The 17,466-nt window shown below is 69.9% G+C and carries 15 protein-coding genes and 3 tRNA genes; 10 read left to right on the top strand and 8 right to left on the bottom strand.

Annotation, left to right across the window (positions count from 1 at the left end):
* Positions 1-20 precede the first annotated feature (20 nt).
* The 7 genes from EWV39_RS09040 to EWV39_RS09070 all read right to left on the bottom strand — a co-directional run bounded on the left by EWV39_RS09040 (position 21) and on the right by EWV39_RS09070 (position 8,265).
* The gene (locus tag EWV39_RS09040) at positions 21-602 is read right to left on the bottom strand and encodes a hypothetical protein (protein WP_129658790.1); all 582 of its coding nucleotides are present in this window, start codon (positions 600-602) and stop codon (positions 21-23) included.
* A complete protein-coding gene (locus EWV39_RS09045) occupies positions 599-1,210 on the bottom strand; it encodes a winged helix-turn-helix domain-containing protein (protein ID WP_129658792.1) in 612 nt (203 codons plus the stop codon). The genes EWV39_RS09040 and EWV39_RS09045 overlap by 4 nt, the downstream gene beginning before the upstream one ends.
* A gap of 97 nt (positions 1,211-1,307) precedes the next feature.
* The gene (gene metG, locus EWV39_RS09050; protein ID WP_129658794.1) at positions 1,308-2,864 is read right to left on the bottom strand and encodes a methionine--tRNA ligase; all 1,557 of its coding nucleotides are present in this window, start codon (positions 2,862-2,864) and stop codon (positions 1,308-1,310) included.
* Between the two features lie 168 nt (positions 2,865-3,032).
* The gene (serA, locus tag EWV39_RS09055; RefSeq protein WP_238148201.1) at positions 3,033-4,628 is read right to left on the bottom strand and encodes a phosphoglycerate dehydrogenase; all 1,596 of its coding nucleotides are present in this window, start codon (positions 4,626-4,628) and stop codon (positions 3,033-3,035) included.
* Between the two features lie 154 nt (positions 4,629-4,782).
* Positions 4,783-5,808 (bottom strand): ketol-acid reductoisomerase, encoded by a 1,026-nt coding sequence (gene ilvC / locus EWV39_RS09060; protein ID WP_129658798.1) that lies wholly within the window; start codon positions 5,806-5,808, stop codon positions 4,783-4,785.
* A 125-nt stretch (positions 5,809-5,933) separates the two neighbouring features.
* Positions 5,934-6,443, bottom strand: a complete 510-nt coding sequence (ilvN, locus tag EWV39_RS09065; RefSeq protein WP_129658800.1) for an acetolactate synthase small subunit — start codon at positions 6,441-6,443, stop codon at positions 5,934-5,936.
* Between the two features lie 4 nt (positions 6,444-6,447).
* A complete protein-coding gene (locus EWV39_RS09070; protein ID WP_129658802.1) occupies positions 6,448-8,265 on the bottom strand; it encodes an acetolactate synthase large subunit in 1,818 nt (605 codons plus the stop codon).
* A 376-nt stretch (positions 8,266-8,641) separates the two neighbouring features.
* Here EWV39_RS09070 and EWV39_RS09075 point away from each other — a divergent pair, with 376 nt between their 5' ends.
* The 3 genes from EWV39_RS09075 to EWV39_RS09085 all read left to right on the top strand — a co-directional run bounded on the left by EWV39_RS09075 (position 8,642) and on the right by EWV39_RS09085 (position 9,418).
* Positions 8,642-9,091, top strand: coding sequence for a hypothetical protein (locus EWV39_RS09075; protein WP_129658804.1), 450 nt, complete (start codon positions 8,642-8,644; stop codon positions 9,089-9,091).
* A gap of 140 nt (positions 9,092-9,231) precedes the next feature.
* Positions 9,232-9,304, top strand: a tRNA-Lys gene (locus EWV39_RS09080).
* 41 nt (positions 9,305-9,345) lie between these two features.
* A tRNA-Lys gene (locus EWV39_RS09085) sits at positions 9,346-9,418 on the top strand.
* A gap of 114 nt (positions 9,419-9,532) precedes the next feature.
* Here EWV39_RS09085 and EWV39_RS09090 read toward each other — a convergent pair.
* The gene (locus tag EWV39_RS09090) at positions 9,533-10,051 is read right to left on the bottom strand and encodes a MarR family winged helix-turn-helix transcriptional regulator (RefSeq protein ID WP_129658805.1); all 519 of its coding nucleotides are present in this window, start codon (positions 10,049-10,051) and stop codon (positions 9,533-9,535) included.
* Between the two features lie 153 nt (positions 10,052-10,204).
* Here EWV39_RS09090 and bcp point away from each other — a divergent pair, with 153 nt between their 5' ends.
* From bcp to EWV39_RS09125, 7 genes are all read left to right on the top strand, one after another.
* Positions 10,205-10,702 carry a thioredoxin-dependent thiol peroxidase gene (gene bcp, locus EWV39_RS09095; RefSeq protein ID WP_129658807.1) on the top strand — a complete coding sequence of 166 codons (498 nt, stop codon included), beginning with the start codon at positions 10,205-10,207 and terminating at the stop codon, positions 10,700-10,702.
* 60 nt (positions 10,703-10,762) lie between these two features.
* Positions 10,763-10,847 (top strand) — tRNA-Leu (locus tag EWV39_RS09100).
* Positions 10,848-10,954: 107 nt separating this feature from the next.
* Positions 10,955-12,568, top strand: coding sequence for an ABC transporter substrate-binding protein (locus EWV39_RS09105; protein ID WP_129658809.1), 1,614 nt, complete (start codon positions 10,955-10,957; stop codon positions 12,566-12,568).
* A gap of 155 nt (positions 12,569-12,723) precedes the next feature.
* Positions 12,724-14,244, top strand: coding sequence for a malate:quinone oxidoreductase (locus tag EWV39_RS09110; RefSeq protein WP_129659279.1), 1,521 nt, complete (start codon positions 12,724-12,726; stop codon positions 14,242-14,244).
* 167 nt (positions 14,245-14,411) lie between these two features.
* The gene (locus EWV39_RS09115) at positions 14,412-15,482 is read left to right on the top strand and encodes a YihY/virulence factor BrkB family protein (RefSeq protein WP_129658811.1); all 1,071 of its coding nucleotides are present in this window, start codon (positions 14,412-14,414) and stop codon (positions 15,480-15,482) included.
* A gap of 150 nt (positions 15,483-15,632) precedes the next feature.
* Positions 15,633-16,733, top strand: coding sequence for an S-(hydroxymethyl)mycothiol dehydrogenase (locus EWV39_RS09120; protein ID WP_129658813.1), 1,101 nt, complete (start codon positions 15,633-15,635; stop codon positions 16,731-16,733).
* Positions 16,734-16,735: 2 nt separating this feature from the next.
* On the top strand, positions 16,736-17,389 hold the full coding sequence (locus EWV39_RS09125; RefSeq protein ID WP_129658815.1) for an MBL fold metallo-hydrolase: 654 nt from the start codon (positions 16,736-16,738) through the stop codon (positions 17,387-17,389).
* Positions 17,390-17,466: the final 77 nt, after the last annotated feature.

The following is a 17,466-nucleotide window of genomic DNA, read 5'->3' on the forward strand; positions in this document are numbered from 1 at the left end:
CCCGGCCTAGGCCCCTCGCATCACGCGAGGAGCATCAGGGTGACCCCAGCCCAGGCCGCCGCCCACAGCGTCGAGGCCAGGGTGCCCAGGATGAAGCGCTCCACGGCGTCGGCGTCCTTGAGCTCCGAGAACCGCCCGAGGGCCTTGATCGCGGCCAGGACTGTGAGGCCGGTGGGCCATCCCAGCAGCAGGCAGACGACGATGGCCAGGCGTTCCAGGACCCCGATCCACAGGCCGCCGTGCAGCGTCGACTCGCGTTCGGGGTCGGAGGGCTCCGGGGCTCCGGTCACCTGCTCGCCGGAGGGCCTCCTTCCGGCCCTGCGGGAGATCTCGAGGATCGACGTCGTGACCGGGGCGCCCCCGCAGGCGGCCGCGAGGCATCCGGCAACGGTCACCGCGGCCGCTCCGGCTGGGCCCCATCCCGCGGATTCGTCGGGCAGCTGCAGGAGAAGGTACCCGGAGAGGGCCGCGGACCCGAGCAGCACCAGCTGGACCAGCGCCCATGCCCGGCGCCGGACGACGGACTGGGAGGGGACCCGGAAACAGGTGAGCGCGGCGAGCACCGCCGCCAGGCACACCAGCGTCAGGCAGAGGATGCTCATGCCGCCGCGACCCCCGGCGAGTCCTCCCCGGAGAGGCGCTCGGAGACCCGGCCGGCCAGGAGGGCGGCCTGCGCCATCAGGCCCTCGAGCTCCCGGAACAAGCCCGTGCCCAGCCGATCGGAGACCGCCTGCTGGCTGATGCCCAGCCGCTCGGCGATCTCGGACTGGCTCGCGCCGCCCAGTGCCAGGCCGTAGGCCTCACGGGTCGTGGCACGCTGCCGCCCCCTCACGCTGACCAGCACCCTCAGCGAGGCCTCGAGCATCTCGCCGTCCGCCTCCCCGGATCGCACCGAGAGGTGGGAAGGGGTCCCCTTGGCCGCTTCGACGGCCTCGCGAGCATGGACGAAGGCCGCTCCTCGGGCTCTGCGGACGTCGTCGGGCAGCGCCCCCTCGATGCCGCCGATCCCCAGCCCGCCGTGCCAGCAGCCCGTCAGCACGAGGTCCACCAGGCAGCGGACGGCCGGCCCGGCGCGGTCGAAGACGGCCTGCGCCTCGTCGCCCACGGTCCGGGTGAACCCGACGAGAGCCCCGGGGGCCGCCCCGCCCAGGCTCGGCACCGCGTCCTCGGCGGTGCGGGAGGATCTCTGGTCGACGGTCAGGACGAACATGCTTCCCAGCCTCTCAGAGAAGCTCTCAGCTCACAAGACTCCAACCCGGTATCCATAAAAACAAGGTTTAAACCCTGTGAGTTCGGTTCTGCGGGATTCAGGCCTCCTCCGGCGCCTCGTAGCGAGGGAAGACCCCCTCCGGCTTCGGCAGCGCGACGCCGGGCTCGATCCGCCGTCCCAGCGCCGCGAACATCCGGGCCTCGCCCTCGGGCTGACCGAGCTGGTCCAGCAGCCGGCCCATCGAGCTGGGCATGACCGGCTGGACCAGGATCGCGACGACGCGCAGCACCTCGAGCGTCACGTACAGCACCGTGGCCATGCGCTCGGGGTCGGTCTTGCGCAGCTTCCACGGCTCCTGCGCGGTGAAGTAGCGGTTGGTCTCGCCGACCACCCGCCAGATGCGTTCCAGGGCCCGGTGGAAGTCCAGGCGGTCGACGTCCTCCAGGACCGGGCCGCGCAGGCCGCGGGCGGCGTCGAGCATGGCGGAGTCCTCGGCGGAGAGCTCGCCGGGCGAGGGGACCTCTCCCCCGCAGTTCTTGGCGACCATGGACAGCGAGCGCTGGGCCAGGTTGCCGAGGTCGTTGGAGAGGTCGGAGTTGATCCGGGAGATGATCGCGGCGGCGCTGTAGGAGCCGTCCTGGCCGAAGGTCACCTCGCGCAGCAGGAAGAAGCGCAGGGGGTCGACGCCGAAGCTGTCCACCAGCTGCGCCGGGTCCAGCACGTTGCCCACGGACTTGGACATCTTGGCCCCGTCCACGAGGAGGAAGCCGTGGGCGAAGACCTTCTCCGGCAGCTCCAGGCCGGCGGACCAGAGGAAGGCCGGCCAGTAGACGGTGTGGAAGCGGGTGATGTCCTTGCCGATCACGTGGACGTCGGCCGGCCAGTAGCGCCGGAACAGCTCCCCCGAGGTGTCCGGGAAGCCGAGCCCGGTGAGGTAGTTGGTCAGCGCGTCGACCCACACGTACATGATGTGCTTCTCGTTGCCCGGGACCGGGATGCCCCAGTCGAAGGTGGTGCGCGAGATGGAGAGGTCCCGCAGCCCGGAGGCGACGAAGGCGGCGACCTCGTTGCTGCGGTACTCCGGCTGGGCGAACCGCTCGCCGCGGTAGAGCTCCAGCAGCCGGTCCTGGTACTTGGAGAGCCGGAAGAAGTAGGACTCCTCCTCGGTCCAGTGGACCTCGGTGTCCGTGGGGAGGGCGTAGCGCACGCCGTCCTCGCGCAGCTCGGTCTCCTCCTGGGCGTAGAAGGCCTCGTCGCGCACGGAGTACCAGCCCGCGTACTTGTCCAGGTAGATGTCCCCGTTGGCCTCCATGCGGCGCCAGATCTCCTGGCAGGCCGCGACGTGGTCGGGGTCGGTGGTCCGGATGAACCGGTCGTAGCTGACGCCCAGCATGTCGTCCATCGCCTGGATCTTCGCGCTGTTGCTGTCGGCCAGCTCCTTCGGCGAGACGCCGAGCTTCTCCGCCGAGGTCTGCATCTTCTGGCCGTGCTCGTCGGTGCCCGTCATGAAGCGCACGTCGTAGCCGTCCAGGCGCTTGTAGCGCGCCATCACGTCCGTGGCGATGTGTTCGTAGGCGTGGCCGATGTGCGGGTCGCCGTTGGGGTAGACGATGGCGGTGGTGATGTAGAAGGGCTCGGCGGCGGTGGAAGTCATGGCTCCTACTCTAGGGGAGTTCTGCGGCGGGGTCGGTGCCGGGCGGGACGGCGCCGACGGACGGGGCGGTGGCGGGCGGGTACCGCGTCGACGGGGGTCAACGCGGGAAGCGGCGCCGGGCGCCCGGACCCGCGGAGGGACCCGAGCGTCCGAAGGAGGGATGCGCCGCTAGTCGGCCAGGGAGACGTAGGCCGCCCGCTGCGCGGAGACGGTGCTCTTGATCGAGGCGACCATCTCCTGGTTGGCCTCTGAGTCCAGGGCCAGGACGCACAGCGCCCGCCCCTCCCCCTCGGCGCGGGAGACCTGCATCCCGGCGATGTTGATGCTCGCGGTGCCGAGCAGCGTGCCGAGGGCGGCGATGACGCCGGGGCGGTCGCTGTAGTCCAGCAGCAGCATGTGGTCCGTGAGCGCCACCTCGACGTCGAACCCGTTGACCCCGGTCAGCTTCTCCACGAGCTTGGGCCCGGTCACGGTGCCGGAGACGGCCACCCGGGTGCCGTCGGTCAGGGTCGCGGTCAGCGTCGTCTCGTTGCGGAAGCCCTCGACCTCCTCGGTGGTGACCAGCGAGGTCTCGACGCCGCGCTGCTCCGCGATCATCGGCGCGTTGACGTAGGAGACCTTCTCGGAGACGACGTCGGTGAACACGCCCTTGAGCGCGGCGAGCCGCAGCGAGGAGACGTCCTTGGCGGCGATCTCGCCGGCGACCTTGACCTCCACCTGCGTCAGCGGCGAGTCGATGGTCAGCGCGGTCAGCACCCGGCCCAGCTTCTCCGCCAGGGGGACGCCGGGGCGCACGTCGGTGTCGATGGGGCCGCCGGCGACGTTCACGGCGTCGGGCACCAGCTCGCCCTCCAGCGCCAGCTTGACGGAGCGGGCCACCGAGACGCCTGCCTTCTCCTGCGCCTCGGTCGTGGAGGCGCCCAGGTGCGGGGTGGTCACGACGTTGTCCATGCCGACGAAGGGCACGTCCCGGGCGGGCTCCTTGACGTAGACGTCGATGGCGGCGCCGGCGATCTCGCCGGCCTTCAGCGCCTCGGCGAGGTCGGCCTCGTCGATCAGCCCGCCGCGGGCGACGTTGACGACGCTGGCCGTGCTCTTCATGAGGCGGAAGGCCTCGGCGTCGATCATCCCCACGGTCTCGGGGGTCTTGGGCATGTGGATGGTGATGACGTCGGACTCGCGGTAGAGGGTCTCGAGGTCCACCAGCTGCGCGCCGAGTCCGGCGGCGCGGGTGCCGGTGACGAAGGGGTCGTAGGCGAGGATCTCGGTGCCGAAGGCGCGCAGCCGCTCGGCCACCAGCCCGCCGATCCGGCCCAGGCCGATGATGCCGACCTTCTTCTCGTACAGCTCGGAGCCGGTGAACTGGGAGCGCTTCCACTGGCCCTCGCGCATCGAGGCGTCGGCCGCGGAGATGTTGCGGGCGAGCCCCAGGATGTGGCCGACGGTCAGCTCGGCCGCGGAGATCACGTTGGAGGTCGGGGCGTTGACGACCATCACGCCGGCGGCGGTCGCGGCCTTGATGTCGACGTTGTCCAGGCCGACGCCGGCGCGGGCGATGACCTTCAGCCGCTGGGCGGCGCCGATCGCCTCGGCGTCGAGCTGCGTGGCGGAGCGGATCATCACGGCGTCGACGTCGGCGATGTCCTGCAGCAGCCGGGGCCGGTCGGCGCCGTCGGTGCTGCGGATCTCGAACTCGTCGCCCAGGGCGTCGATGGTGGCCGGCGAGAGCTCTTCGGCGAGGAGGACTACGGGCTTCACAGTCACAGTGCGGGTTTCCTTCGGTGTGGACCTGATGGTGGGCGGAGGGGTGGTCTGGGACGCACCGCGGCGTCCGACGACGAACGGCCACCCGGGAGGGATCATCCCCCGGATGGCCGTTCGTCATCGAGACGTCATCCGATGCGTGAGCGGTGACGGATCAGCGGGCGACCGAGCCGTCGGTGTAGTCGCTGTCGTTGTCCTTCCAGGAGAACAGCTTGCGCAGCTCCTGGCCGGTCTTCTCGATCGGGTGCGACTCGCCCTTCTTGCGGAGCTCCTTGAACTCGGGGGCGCCGGCGGCCTGGTCGTCCATGAAGCGCTTCGCGAAGGTGCCGTCCTGGATGTCGGAGAGCACGGCCTTCATGTTCTCCTTCACGTGCGAGTCGATGACGCGCGGGCCGGAGACGTAGTCGCCGTACTCGGCGGTGTCGGAGATGGACCAGCGCTGCTTGGCGATGCCGCCCTCCCACATGAGGTCCACGATCAGCTTCAGCTCGTGCAGGACCTCGAAGTAGGCGATCTCCGGCTGGTAGCCGGCCTCGGTCAGGGTCTCGAAGCCGTACTGGACCAGCTGCGAGACGCCGCCGCACAGCACCGCCTGCTCGCCGAAGAGGTCCGACTCGGTCTCCTCGGTGAAGGTGGTCTTGATGACGCCGGCGCGGGTCGCGCCGAGGCCCTTGGCGTAGGCCAGGGCGACGTCGAGGGCCTTGCCGGACTCGTCCTTCTCCACGGCGACCAGGGCGGGCACGGCGCGGCCGGCCTCGAACTCGCGGCGCACGGTGTGGCCGGGGCCCTTCGGGGCGACCATCGCGACGTCGACGCCGGCGGGGGCCTGGATGTAGCCGAAGCGGATGTTGAACCCGTGGGCGAAGAAGAGGGCGTTGCCCGGCTCCAGGTTCGGCTCGATGGACTCCTTGTAGATCGTGGCCTGGACCTGGTCCGGGGTCAGGATCATCACGATGTCGGCTTCCTTGACCGCGTCGGCGACCGTGAGGACCCGCAGGCCCTGCGCCTCGGCCTTGGCCTTCGAGGAAGAGCCCTCGGCCAGGCCGATGCGTACGTCGACGCCGGAGTCCCGCAGGTTCAGCGCGTGGGCGTGGCCCTGCGAACCGTAGCCGATGACGGCCACGGAGCGATCCTGGATGTTGGCGAGATTCGCGTCGTCGTCGTAAAAGATTTCAGCCATGAGAATGTTTTCTCCTCAGTCGATGTCTCCGCGCAGGCAGCTGCCCCGCGGCGAATAGATGATGGCGGTGCCGGCCGCAGCTCTCAGCCTACCGGCCGGCGTCCGCCGCTGTGCTCAGGTCCGCTCTAGTGTCGGAGGACCTTCTCGCTCATGGAGCGGGGGCCGCGGCCCAGACCCAGGGTTCCGGATCGGACGATCTCCTTGACCCCGAAGGGCTCGAGGACGTCGAGGAGCGCCGTGAGCTTGTCGGGCGCCCCGGTGGCCTCGATCACGACGGACTCGGTGGAGACGTCGACGATCTGGGCCCGGAAGAGATCTGCGGCCTGGGTCACCTGCAGCCGGGTTGCGGCGTCGGCACGGACCTTGACCATGATGTGCTCGCGCTGCACCGAGGTCTCCGGCGGCAGCTCGACGATCTTCAGAACGTGGATCAGCTTGTTCAGCTGCTTGGTGACCTGCTCGAGGAGCACCCCGTCCGCGTCCACCACCACGGTGATGCGGGAGATGCCGGGGGCCTCGGTCGCGCCGACCGCCAGGGAGTCGATGTTGAACTGCCGGCGGGCGAACAGGCCGGAGACCCTGGCGAGGACGCCCGGGGTGTCCTCGACCAGGACGGAGAGTGTGTGACGTGCCATGTGATTAGTCCTCTCGGTTCCAGTCGGGCGTGGTCTCGCGGGCGATCTGGATCGCGTCGTTGGACACGCCCGCGGGCACCATGGGCCAGACCATGGCGTCGGGGCTGACGGTGAAGTCGATCAGCACCGGGCGGTCGTTGATGGCCAGGGCCTTCTGGATCACGTCGTCGACGTCGTCGTCCGACTCGCAGCGGAAGGCCGCGCAGCCGTAGGCCTCCGCCAGCTTGACGAAGTCCGGGACGTGGATCGTGTCATGCCCGGTGTTCAGGTGCGTGTTGGAGTAGCGGCCCTCGTAGAACAGGGTCTGCCACTGGCGCACCATCCCCAGGGACGAGTTGTTGATGACCGCGATCTTGATCGGGATGTTGTTGATGACGCAGGTCGCCAGCTCCTGGTTGGTCATCTGGAAGCAGCCGTCGCCGTCGATCGCCCAGACCACCCGGTCGGGCTGGCCGACCTGGGCGCCCATGGCCGCGGGGATCGCGTATCCCATCGTGCCCAGGCCCGCCGAGTTCAGCCACTGGTGCGGCCGCTCGTAGCCCACGAACTGCGCGGCCCACATCTGGTGCTGGCCCACGCCCGCGGCGTAGATCGCCTCGGGGCCGGTCAGCGCGCCGATGCGCTCGATGACGTGCTGCGGGGAGCCCAGGCCGTCCTCGGTCGGGACGTAACCCAGCGGATACTCCTTCTTGAGCCGGTCCAGCACCGCCCACCAGCCGGTCAGGTCGGCGGGCTCCGCCTCGGCGCGGCGCGCCCTGACGGCCTCGATCAGCTCGGGGATGACCGTCTTGAGGTCCCCCACGATCGGCACGTCGGCGTAGCGGATCTTGGAGATCTCCGCCGGGTCGATGTCGATGTGGACCACCTTGGCGCCGCTGGCGAAGGAGTCGAGGGCGCCGGTCACGCGGTCGTCGAAGCGGGCGCCCAGGGCGATCAGCAGGTCCGACTGCTGCATCGCGGTCACGGCCGGAACGGTCCCGTGCATGCCCGGCATCCCCAGGTTCCGGGGGTCCGAGTCCGGGAAGGCGCCCCGGGCGGTCAGGGTGGTGACCACCGGCGCCCCCGTCAGCTCCACCAGCTCGGCCAGCTCCTGACAGGCGTGGGCGCGCAGCGTGCCGCCGCCCACGTACAGGACCGGGCGCTCGGCCTCGCCGATCAGGCGGGAGGCCTCGCGGACCTGCTTGGTGTGGCCCTTCACGACCGGGTGGTAGCCGCGCAGCTTCATCTGCACGGGCCACTCGAAGTCCATGAGCCCCTGCTGGGCGTCCTTGGTGATGTCCACCAGCACCGGGCCGGGGCGTCCGGTGGAGGCGATGTAGAACGCCTCGGCGAGCATCAGGGGGACGTCCTGCGCGCGCGTGGCCATGAAGGAGTGCTTGGTGATCGGCATGGTCATGCCGACGATGTCCGCCTCCTGGAAGGCGTCGGTGCCCAGCACCTTGGAGGAGACCTGGCCCGTGATCGCGACCATCGGGACCGAGTCCATGTGGGCGTCGGCCAGCGAGGTGATGAGGTTGGTCGCCCCGGGCCCGCTGGTGGCGATGCAGACCCCCACCCGCCCGGTCGCCATGGCGTAGCCCTGGGCGGCGTGGCCCGCGCCCTGCTCGTGGCGCACCAGGATGTGGTTGATGACGTCGGAGTCCAGCAGCGGGTCGTAGGTGGGGAGGATGGCCCCGCCCGGCAGGCCGAAGACGTCGGTCACCCCGAGCTTCTCCAGCGTGCGGATGACGGCCTGGGAGCCCGTCATGCGCTCAGGCCCCGGCTTCGGAGCACTCGCGGCCGCGGCGAGAGTCGCCGGCGTCACTGACGATTCGTTGCTCATGTGATCGTCCTTTGATCGTGTGCGTGGCAGTTCGTACTGACCAGGCTATGGTGTGGGCCTTGGGTGGGGAGCGCGATCTTGGTGTTCTCGCGTGCTGGCAGTAAAAAACCCCTCCACCAGGGTGCTCGGTGAGGGGTTCGCGCGGTGGGCTTCGGAGGCGTCTTCAGCCCAGGACTTCCGCGCGACCCGCAATAAGGAGCGAGACGCGTACGTCCAGGAGAACGACCGATCCACGTTGTGCCATGGCATACATCATGTACCGATCTCGAATCGCGGTCAAAACCGATCCCAGAATATGAAAGGCCCGGTGCCGCGCGAGGACGCGCCCCGACACATCCCCGCCGGCCGCCCCGCCCGGCCGACTACACTGGGGCACATGTCTGACGACCCGGAGCCCGACGAACCCCTCCACCAGCGCCTGCACGCCATCTTCGACGGGCAGGTGATGAACTACGGCGCGTACAACCTCCTGTACGCCTCGGGTTCGGCGCGGCACCTCGACGACGCCGTCGTGCAGCACCAGAGCCCCGACCAGCACCACTTCATCATCGGCTACCGGCGGGCGCCCGCCGAGCTCGTCATCGCGCCCTTCGACCCGGCGGCCATGGAGCCGCTCGGCCTGCCGATGCCGGCGGACAACACCAACACGGTCGCGCTGCAGCTGTTCCCCGAGCGCCGCGTCCGGATCGAGACCACCTCGGGCTCCCGCTTCGACCTGCAGGTCTCCCCGCTCGTGGAGGTCCCCACCGCCCGGGGCGAGGAGATCCTGGAGCAGGAGGACGACGTCGAGGACTTCGCGGAGTTCATCCGCCATCAGGTGGTCTAGGGTCCTGATCGCCCCGGGCCCGCCGGGAGGATCGGCTGCATCACAGCGGGCCGCTCCGGCTTGCACCGGTCCGGGGGTCCGCGTATAGTCTTCTTTCGTTGCAAAACGCGGCGGTGGTTCTCCCCGCCTCGTCACAGCAGGCGCCTCTAGCTCAATGGGCAGAGCAATTGACTCTTAATCAATGGGTTCTGGGTTCGAGTCCCAGGGGGCGCACGGATGTCCGGTCAGCCGGATGTTCGCTCACCGTCAGGTGGGCGCCTCTAGCTCAATGGGCAGAGCAATTGACTCTTAATCAATGGGTTCTGGGTTCGAGTCCCAGGGGGCGCACCGAAGAAGACCCGGTCATGCACAGGCATGGCCGGGTCTTCGCGTATCCGCCCCTCGACGGGGACGGCGGGCAGGACGCCACGAACCTGCCCAGCCGGTCCCCCGGCGGCCCGGCTAGGCGGGCGCGCCCGAGCTGCTGTTCAGGTCCTCGGCCACCACGCGGGACTCCTCCGGCAGGTGGGCCATGGTGTCCTGGACCACCTGGAGGGGCATCGTGTCGGTGTTGGAGAGGTCCCGGATGACCTGCTCGAGGGCGTTGCGCAGCTCGTCGTGCTCCAGCACGCCCGTGCCGGCCAGCTCCTGCTCGACCTGCAGGGCCTCGGAGAGGGCGGCCCTCCCCTTGTCCGTGATGACCATGAGGTAGCTGCGGCGATCCGCGGTGTTGCGCTCACGGGCGATGTGGCCGTACGCCTCGAGGCGCGAGAGGGTCTTCCCGATGGTCTGGGCCTGCACGCCCACCTTGTGCGCGACCTGCGCCTGGGTCAGGCTGCCCTCGCGGCTGATGACGTCCAGGGCCATGACGCCCGCGTGGGTCAGCCCCAGTGATTGGAGCTGCCGGTTCCAGTTGTACTCGAACATACGAGCAGCCGTGGACATCAGGCGGCTGATCGACCATTCCCGGATTTGTGGCATGCAAGCATCATAGTCTTTCACGCCGCCCCGCCGCCACGGCCCGTCTCAGCCCTCATCCCGTGGGGACACGGGCGCCGCGGCCCGAGACGGTACAGTCGAGGAGGGCCCCGCCCGCCCCGACAGCGCCGACCCCCAGCCGATCAGGAGACCGCCGTGAGTGAAACCGTCCGCCTCGCCCCTGGCGACGCCGCCCCCGAGTTCGCCCTTCCCGACGCGCGGGGGGAGACCGTGTCCCTCGCCGACTACGCGGGCGAGCGCGTCGTCGTCTACTTCTACCCCAAGGCCTCGACCCCCGGGTGTACGACCCAGGCCTGCGACTTCCGCGACAGCCTCGCGTCCCTGGAGGCCCACGGCTACCGCGTCGTCGGCGTCTCCCCCGACTCCGAGGACGCGCTGCGGAAGTTCGCCGAGCGGCAGGAGCTGACCTTCTCCCTGCTCTCGGACGCGGACCACTCGGTCGCCGCCGCCTACGGCGCCTGGGGCGAGAAGAAGAACTACGGGAAGGTCTACGAGGGACTCATCCGCTCCACCTTCGTCCTCGATGCGCAGGGCCGCGTGGAGCAGGCCCAGTACAACGTCAGGGCCAAGGGCCACGTGGCCAAGCTGCGTCGCGACCTCGGCATCGACGCCAAGGGCGCCCCCGCGGGCTGACCGCGCCCGCCCCTGCCCGCTCCGGCCTCGTGTAGAATTTCACAGTCCTCTGACCAGCGCGCGCGAGTGGTGGAATAGGCAGACACGCAGGATTTAGGTTCCTGTGCTTCGAACGAGCGTGCGGGTTCAAGTCCCGCCTCGCGCACTCCCCTTCCGGGTGACCAGCTCACCCGGCCGTCCCGACGCCGCGGAGCACCGCCCCGGCCGCAGACCCGTCGTCGCGCCCCGGCAAACCCGCGCCCAGGAGGTCCAGTGAACACCACGCGACGCCGCTTCCTCACCGGCTGCCTGGGCGTGCCCGCCCTCGCCCTGGCGGGGTGCGGCGAGGACTCGGGCTCGGCGGAGGCGGAGGCCTCCGCGTCCGCCGAGCCGGTGCGGTTCGTCTTCGCCAGCGCCGCGGAGGCCCCCACCCTGGACCCCTCCATCACGGCGACGCTGGAGACCTCGCGCATCTCGGCGCAGATCCTCGAACCCCTGATCCGCGCCGACCCGGACACCGGCGCCGCCCTGCCGCACCTCGCCGAGTCCTGGAGCGTCTCGGACGACGGGCTCGAGTACGTCTTCGCCCTCCGCGAGGGGGTGACCTTCCACGACGGCACGGACCTGAGCGCCGACGCCGTCGGGCGCAACTTCGAGCGATGGCTGCGCAACACCCGCGCGGAGCAGGTCAGCCAGACCACCTACCAGACGATCTTCCGGTCCACGACGCCGGAGGGCGAGCCGCGCGACTCGATCTACCAGTGCTGGGAGGCCCGCGACGAGCGCACCTTCGTCCTGCGCATCGCCGACCGCCACCCGCCGCTGCTGAGGGCCCTGACCCAGCCCGCCTTCGGCATCGGCTCCCCCGCCGCCTTCGAGGACGAGCAGAGCTACCTCGACAGCCCCGTGGGCACCGGCCCCTTCAGCATGGACGGGCACGACGGCGGGACGGTCTCCCTCCGGCGCTTCGAGGACTACTGGGGGGACGCGCCGCAGCTGGACGAGCTGACCTTCACCTCCATCACGGGCAGCGCCAAGCGGTACTACCACCTGCTGCGGGGGGACGTGGACGGCTACGACCAGGTCGGCATCGAGGACTTCGTCCGGCTCGCCCGCCGCGGCGTGCAGGTCCAGCAGCGCGACCCGTACTGCGTCACCCTGCTGGCGATCAACCAGAAGTTCGGCCCGCTCAAGGATCGCGCGGTCCGCCGGGCGCTGGCCCACGCCATCAACCGCAGCTCCGTCGCCCGCGACTACTACCCCGAGGGCACGAACGTCGCCAACGACTTCACCCCCGCCCTCTTCCAGATGGGCGGCGAGAAGACCGGCTCGGCCTACCGCCAGGACCAGTCCATGGCCCGGAAGCTGCTCGACTCCTCGGAGTACGACGGCGAGGAGCTCACCTTCTACTACCCCACCGACGTCTCGCTGCCCTATCTGCAGGAGCCGGCAGCCGTCTACGCCGAAATCGCGGCCGACCTCGTGGAGGTCGGCTTCGCGATCAAGCCGGTGCCCGTCCGGTGGAGTGACAATTATCTCAGGCGCATCGCCTCGGAGGACTCCTCCCGGGCGCTCGCCCTGACCGGTCTGATGGGGACCTACCGGGACCCCGACGACTTCATCTCCCCCCTGTTCGGCCAGGCGAATCCCCTGCTGGGGGTGGAGGACGAGGAGCTCTTCACCCGGGTCCGCAAGGCCTCGACCCTGCCCGACGGGCAGGAGCGCACCGATCTCTACCGCGGCATCAACGAACGCGTCGCGGAGGAGATGCTGGCCGTCCCCCTGGCGTACCCCGTCTCGACGGTCGCGCTGTCCCAGCGCGTGCGCCAGTACCCGCTCTCCTCGACCGGAGTGGAGAATTTCGCCCACGTGGAGGTCCAGGACTAGGCTCGCCACTGAGGCGCCGTTCCTCTCTCGCCCCGTGCCCGTGCCGTTCGACCACGGCGTCGCCGCGAGCGATACTCTGAGGGGCGGGGCCGGAGCACACCCGCCATCGACCGGCGGCCGCCCACCGTCACGCCGTGCGCAGGGCGACCGCGAGGATCAGCCGCTCCCCGTGGGCGGCAGCACAGGAGAATGCCACAGTGACCACCACGCACACCACCGACGTCGCCCTGATCGGCGGCGGGATCATGAGCGCAACCCTCGGCGTCCTGCTCAAGGAGCTCGAGCCGAACTGGGACATCACCATGTTCGAGCGCCTCGACCGGGTGGGTGCCGAGAGCTCGAACCCGTGGAACAACGCCGGCACCGGGCACTCCGCCCTGTGCGAGCTGAACTACTCCCCGATGGGTCCCGACGGCCGGGTCGACCCCGCCAAGGCGCTCAACATCAACGAGCAGTTCCAGATCAGCCGCCAGTTCTGGGCGACCCTGGTGGAGGAGGGGAAGATCTCCGACCCCCGCTTCATCAACCCCGTCCCCCACATGTCGCTGGTCTTCGGCGAGGAGCACAGCCGCTACCTCAGGAAGCGCTACGAGGCGCTGGCCCCTCAGAAGCTCTTCGAGCGGATGAGGTTCTCCACCGACCAGGCGGAGATCGCCGAGTGGGCGCCGCTGACGATGCGGGGGCGTGACGCCTCCGAGGTCGTCGCCGCCAACTACTCCCCCGAGGGAACCGACGTCGACTTCGCCAACCTGACCCAGCAGTTCACGGACCACCTGGAGGCCCAGGGCGCCTCGGTCCGCTTCGGCCAGGAGGTCACCGACCTGCGCCAGGAGTCGGACGGCTCCTGGACCCTGAAGGTCTCGAACCGCCTCAACTCCGAGGACGACCTGACGGTCCGCGCCAAGTTCGTCTTCCTCGGCGCCGGCGGCGGGGCGCTGCACCTGCTGCAGAGGTCGGGGATCCCCGAGGGCAAGGGCTTCGGCGGCTTCCCCGTGTCCGGGCTGTTCCTGCGCAACTCCCACGAGCAGACCGCCTCCCAGCACGACGCCAAGGTCTACGGCCAGGCCGCCGCGGGCGCGCCCCCGATGTCCGTGCCGCACCTGGACACCCGCTACGTCGGCGGGAAGCGCTCCCTCATGTTCGGCCCCTACGCGGGCTTCAAGACCAACTTCCTCAAGCAGGGCTCCTTCCTCGACCTGCCGAAGTCGATCCGCCCGGACAACCTCTACCCGATGGCCCGCGCCGGCCTGGACAACCTCGGGCTGGTCAAGTACCTGATGACGGAGTTGGTGAAGTCCCAGAAGTCCAAGTTCGACGCCCTGCGGGAGTACTACCCCGAGGCCTCGGAGGGCGAGTGGGAGATGATCACCGCCGGCCAGCGGGTCCAGGTCATGCGCCGGGACGCCCAGCGCGGCGGCGTCCTGCAGTTCGGCACGGAGCTGATCACCAAGGGCGACGGCTCGATCGCCGCCCTGCTGGGCGCCTCCCCCGGCGCCTCCACCGCCGTGCCGATCATGCTCAACCTCGTCAAGCAGTGCTTCCCGGACCGCGTCGCCTCCTGGACCGGCCGGATCCGCGAGATGGTCCCCGGCTACGGCCACAAGCTCAACGACGAGCCCGAGCTCGCCGACGAGCTGATGGCGCACACGGCCCGGGTGCTCAACATCGGCAGCTGAGGCCGCTCTCCTTCCCCCCTGGCACCCCGCGGGGCGCACCCCTGATGGGGTGCGCCCCGCGGCGCTTTAACCGGACGTTTCGGGTACGTTGGTCCAGGGGGCTGTATGCCCAGTCAATCGCTCATCTGCGCGGGAAGCGCCGCACGACACCTGTACGGGAAGTAGCCATGGAACTGACGGAACAGACCATCGACAAGGCGGAGAGCCCCTCGGCCAAGCATCAGGACAAGCCCGGCAAGATCACCGAGATCACGAAGCCCGGCTGGGCCTACGTGCTCAAGCGCGCCGTCAACTCCTTCACCAGCAACGGCTGCACGGACCTGGCGGCGTCGCTGACGTACTTCACCGTGCTCTCCGTCTTCCCCGGACTGCTGGCGGTGGTCTCGCTGCTCGGCGTCTTCGGACGCGGCGAGGAGACCACCCAGGCCATCCTCGACTTCGTCGAGCCCTACGCGCCGAGCAGCCTGATGCAGCTCATCGAGGGCCCCATCTCCCAGCTCACCACCTCCGGAGGCGCCGGGCTCGCCCTGGTCACCGGTGTGGTCGGCGCTCTGTGGACCGCATCGGGCTACGTCGGCGGCTTCGGGCGCGCGCTCAACCGGGTCTACGGCGTCGTCGAGGGGCGGCCCGTGTGGAAGCTGCGCCCCTTCAACCTGCTGATCACCTTCATCATGGTGGTCATCGTCGTCATCATGATGCTGCTGGTCCTGAGCTCGGGCGGCATGCTGCGCTTCTTCGGCGACTTCATCGGCCTGGGCGACACCGCCGTCATGGTCTGGAGCTGGGCGCGGTGGCCCATCCTGGTGGTCTTCGCCGTGATCCTGATCGCCCTGCTCTACTACGCGACGCCGAACATCAAGCAGCCGAAGGTCCGCTGGCTGAGCCCCGGGGCGGCCTTCGCGCTGGTCTTCATGGCCATCGCGGGAGCCGGCTTCGGCTTCTACGTCTCCAACTTCGGCAACTACAACGCGACCTACGGGACCCTCGGCGGCGTCATCGTGATGCTGCTGCTCATCTGGATCATGAACAACGTGCTGCTGTTCGGCGCCGTCCTCGACTCGGAGCTCGAGCGCGCCCGCCAGCTGCAGGCGGGGGTCAGGGCAGAGGACCACATGCAGCTGCCGCCCCGGGACGTGCGCCAGGCCGAGAAGATGAAGGACGCTCGCAGCAACCTGATCGAGGAGGGGCGCAACCTGCGGCTGGACAACGACCGGCTGGACTACTCCGAGGACAAGTGAGGGACATCTCCTCGGGCTGTGACGGAAGACCCGCCCCAGGGCCTTGACGGACGTGCGCGACGAGGCCCCCTTCCCTGTGGTTGACTGGATACCGACAGCGCCTCGGCACGCTGCCGGGACGCCGGAGTCGACTGTGAGGAGTCCCCAGGAATGCAACAGGTCAAAGCCGTCATTTCCCGCCGGAAAGACGCGCCCGTGGAGATCGCCACGATCAACGTCCCCGATCCGGGGGCCGGTGAGGCCCTCGTCAAGATCCTCACCTGCGGGGTGTGCCAGACGGATCTGCACTACAAGAAGGGCGGGGTCAGCGACGACTTCCCGTTCCTGCTGGGCCACGAGGCCTCCGGCGTCGTCGAGGCGGTCGGCGAGGACGTCACCAACGTGGCTCCCGGCGACCGCGTCGTGCTGAACTGGCGGGCCGTGTGCGGGGAGTGCCGGGCGTGCGCCAAGGGCGAGCCCCAGTACTGCTTCGCCACGCACAACGCCGAGCAGAAGATGACCCTGGAGGACGGCACCGAGCTCGAGCCCGCCCTGGGCATCGGGGCGTTCGCGGAGAAGACGCTGGTGGCCGCCGGCCAGTGCACCAAGATCGAGGGCGACCTGAGCCAGGACCAGTACGCAGCCGTCGGCCTGCTCGGCTGCGGCGTCACCGCCGGCATCGGCGCCGCGATCAACACCGGCGAGGTCAAGCGCGGCGAGAGCGTCGCGGTGATCGGCTGCGGCGGCGTCGGCACCGCGGCGATCGCGGGGGCGGCTCTGGCCGGGGCCACCACCATCATCGCCGTGGACCTCGACGACGAGAAGCTCGAGACCGCCCGCGGCCTCGGCGCGACCGACGTCGTCAACTCCAGCCAGACCGACCCGGTCGAGGCGATCCGGGAGCTGACCGGCGGCTTCGGCGCGGACCTGGTGATCGACGCCGTCGGGATCGCCAAGACCTTCGAGCAGGCCTTCCAGGCACGCGACCTGGCCGGCCGCGTGGTCCTGGTCGGCGTCCCGAACCCCGGCACCACCCTGCAGCTGCCGCTGGACGAGGTCTTCTCCCGGGGTGGCTCCATCAAGTCCGCCTGGTACGGGGACACGCTGCCCTCCCGGGACTTCCCGATGCTCGTGGACCAGTACCGGCTCGGCCGTCTGGACCTCGACGCGTTCGTCTCGGAGCGGATCGGGCTCGAGGACATCGAGCCGGCCTTCGAGAAGATGCAGCAGGGACGCGTCCTGCGCTCCGTCGTCGACATCGCGGAGGTGTGACCATGCCCGACGTCACCATCGATCACACGGAGACCAGCGGGACGTTCTCCCTCGACGGCGGCACGTGGGAGGTCGACAACAACGTGTGGGTCATCGGCGACTCGCGCGAATGCGTCGTCATCGACCCGGCCCACGACCTCGACGCCGTCGCCCGCCTGGTGGGCGACCGCACGGTCCGGGCGGTCCTGCTGACCCACGCGCACGACGACCACAGCGCGCACGCCCCCGAGGCGGGCCGCCGCTTCGGGGCCCCCGTGCACCTGCACCCGGAGGAGGCGCCGATCTGGCGGCTCGTCCACGGCGACGACGCCCCCGAGACCGTGGACCTGGCCGACGGCCAGCGCATCGCGATCGGGGACGCCGAGCTCGAGGTGCTGCACACCCCGGGGCACTCCCCCGGCTCGGTGTGCTTCTACGGGCGCGACCTCGCCTGGGAGGGGGAGACCCCGGTCCTCTTCTCGGGCGACACCCTGTTCCAGGGCGGCCCGGGGGCGACGGGACGCTCGTACAGCGACTTCCCGACGATCGTCGCCTCGATCACCGACCGTCTCCTGGTGCTGCCGGTGGAGACCACCGTGCTGACCGGGCACGGTCCCAGCACCCGGATCGGTGACGAGGCGCCGCACCGTCAGGAGTGGCTCGACCGCGGCGCCTGAGTCGCGACTGCCGGGGCGCGACGGCTCGTCGTCGCGCCCCGGCAGCGCGTCCGCTGGAGGGCATCGCCCCCGCAGCA

Origin of the sequence: Rothia halotolerans (assembly GCF_004136635.1) — a bacterium.
GTDB lineage: Bacteria > Actinomycetota > Actinomycetes > Actinomycetales > Micrococcaceae > Rothia > Rothia halotolerans.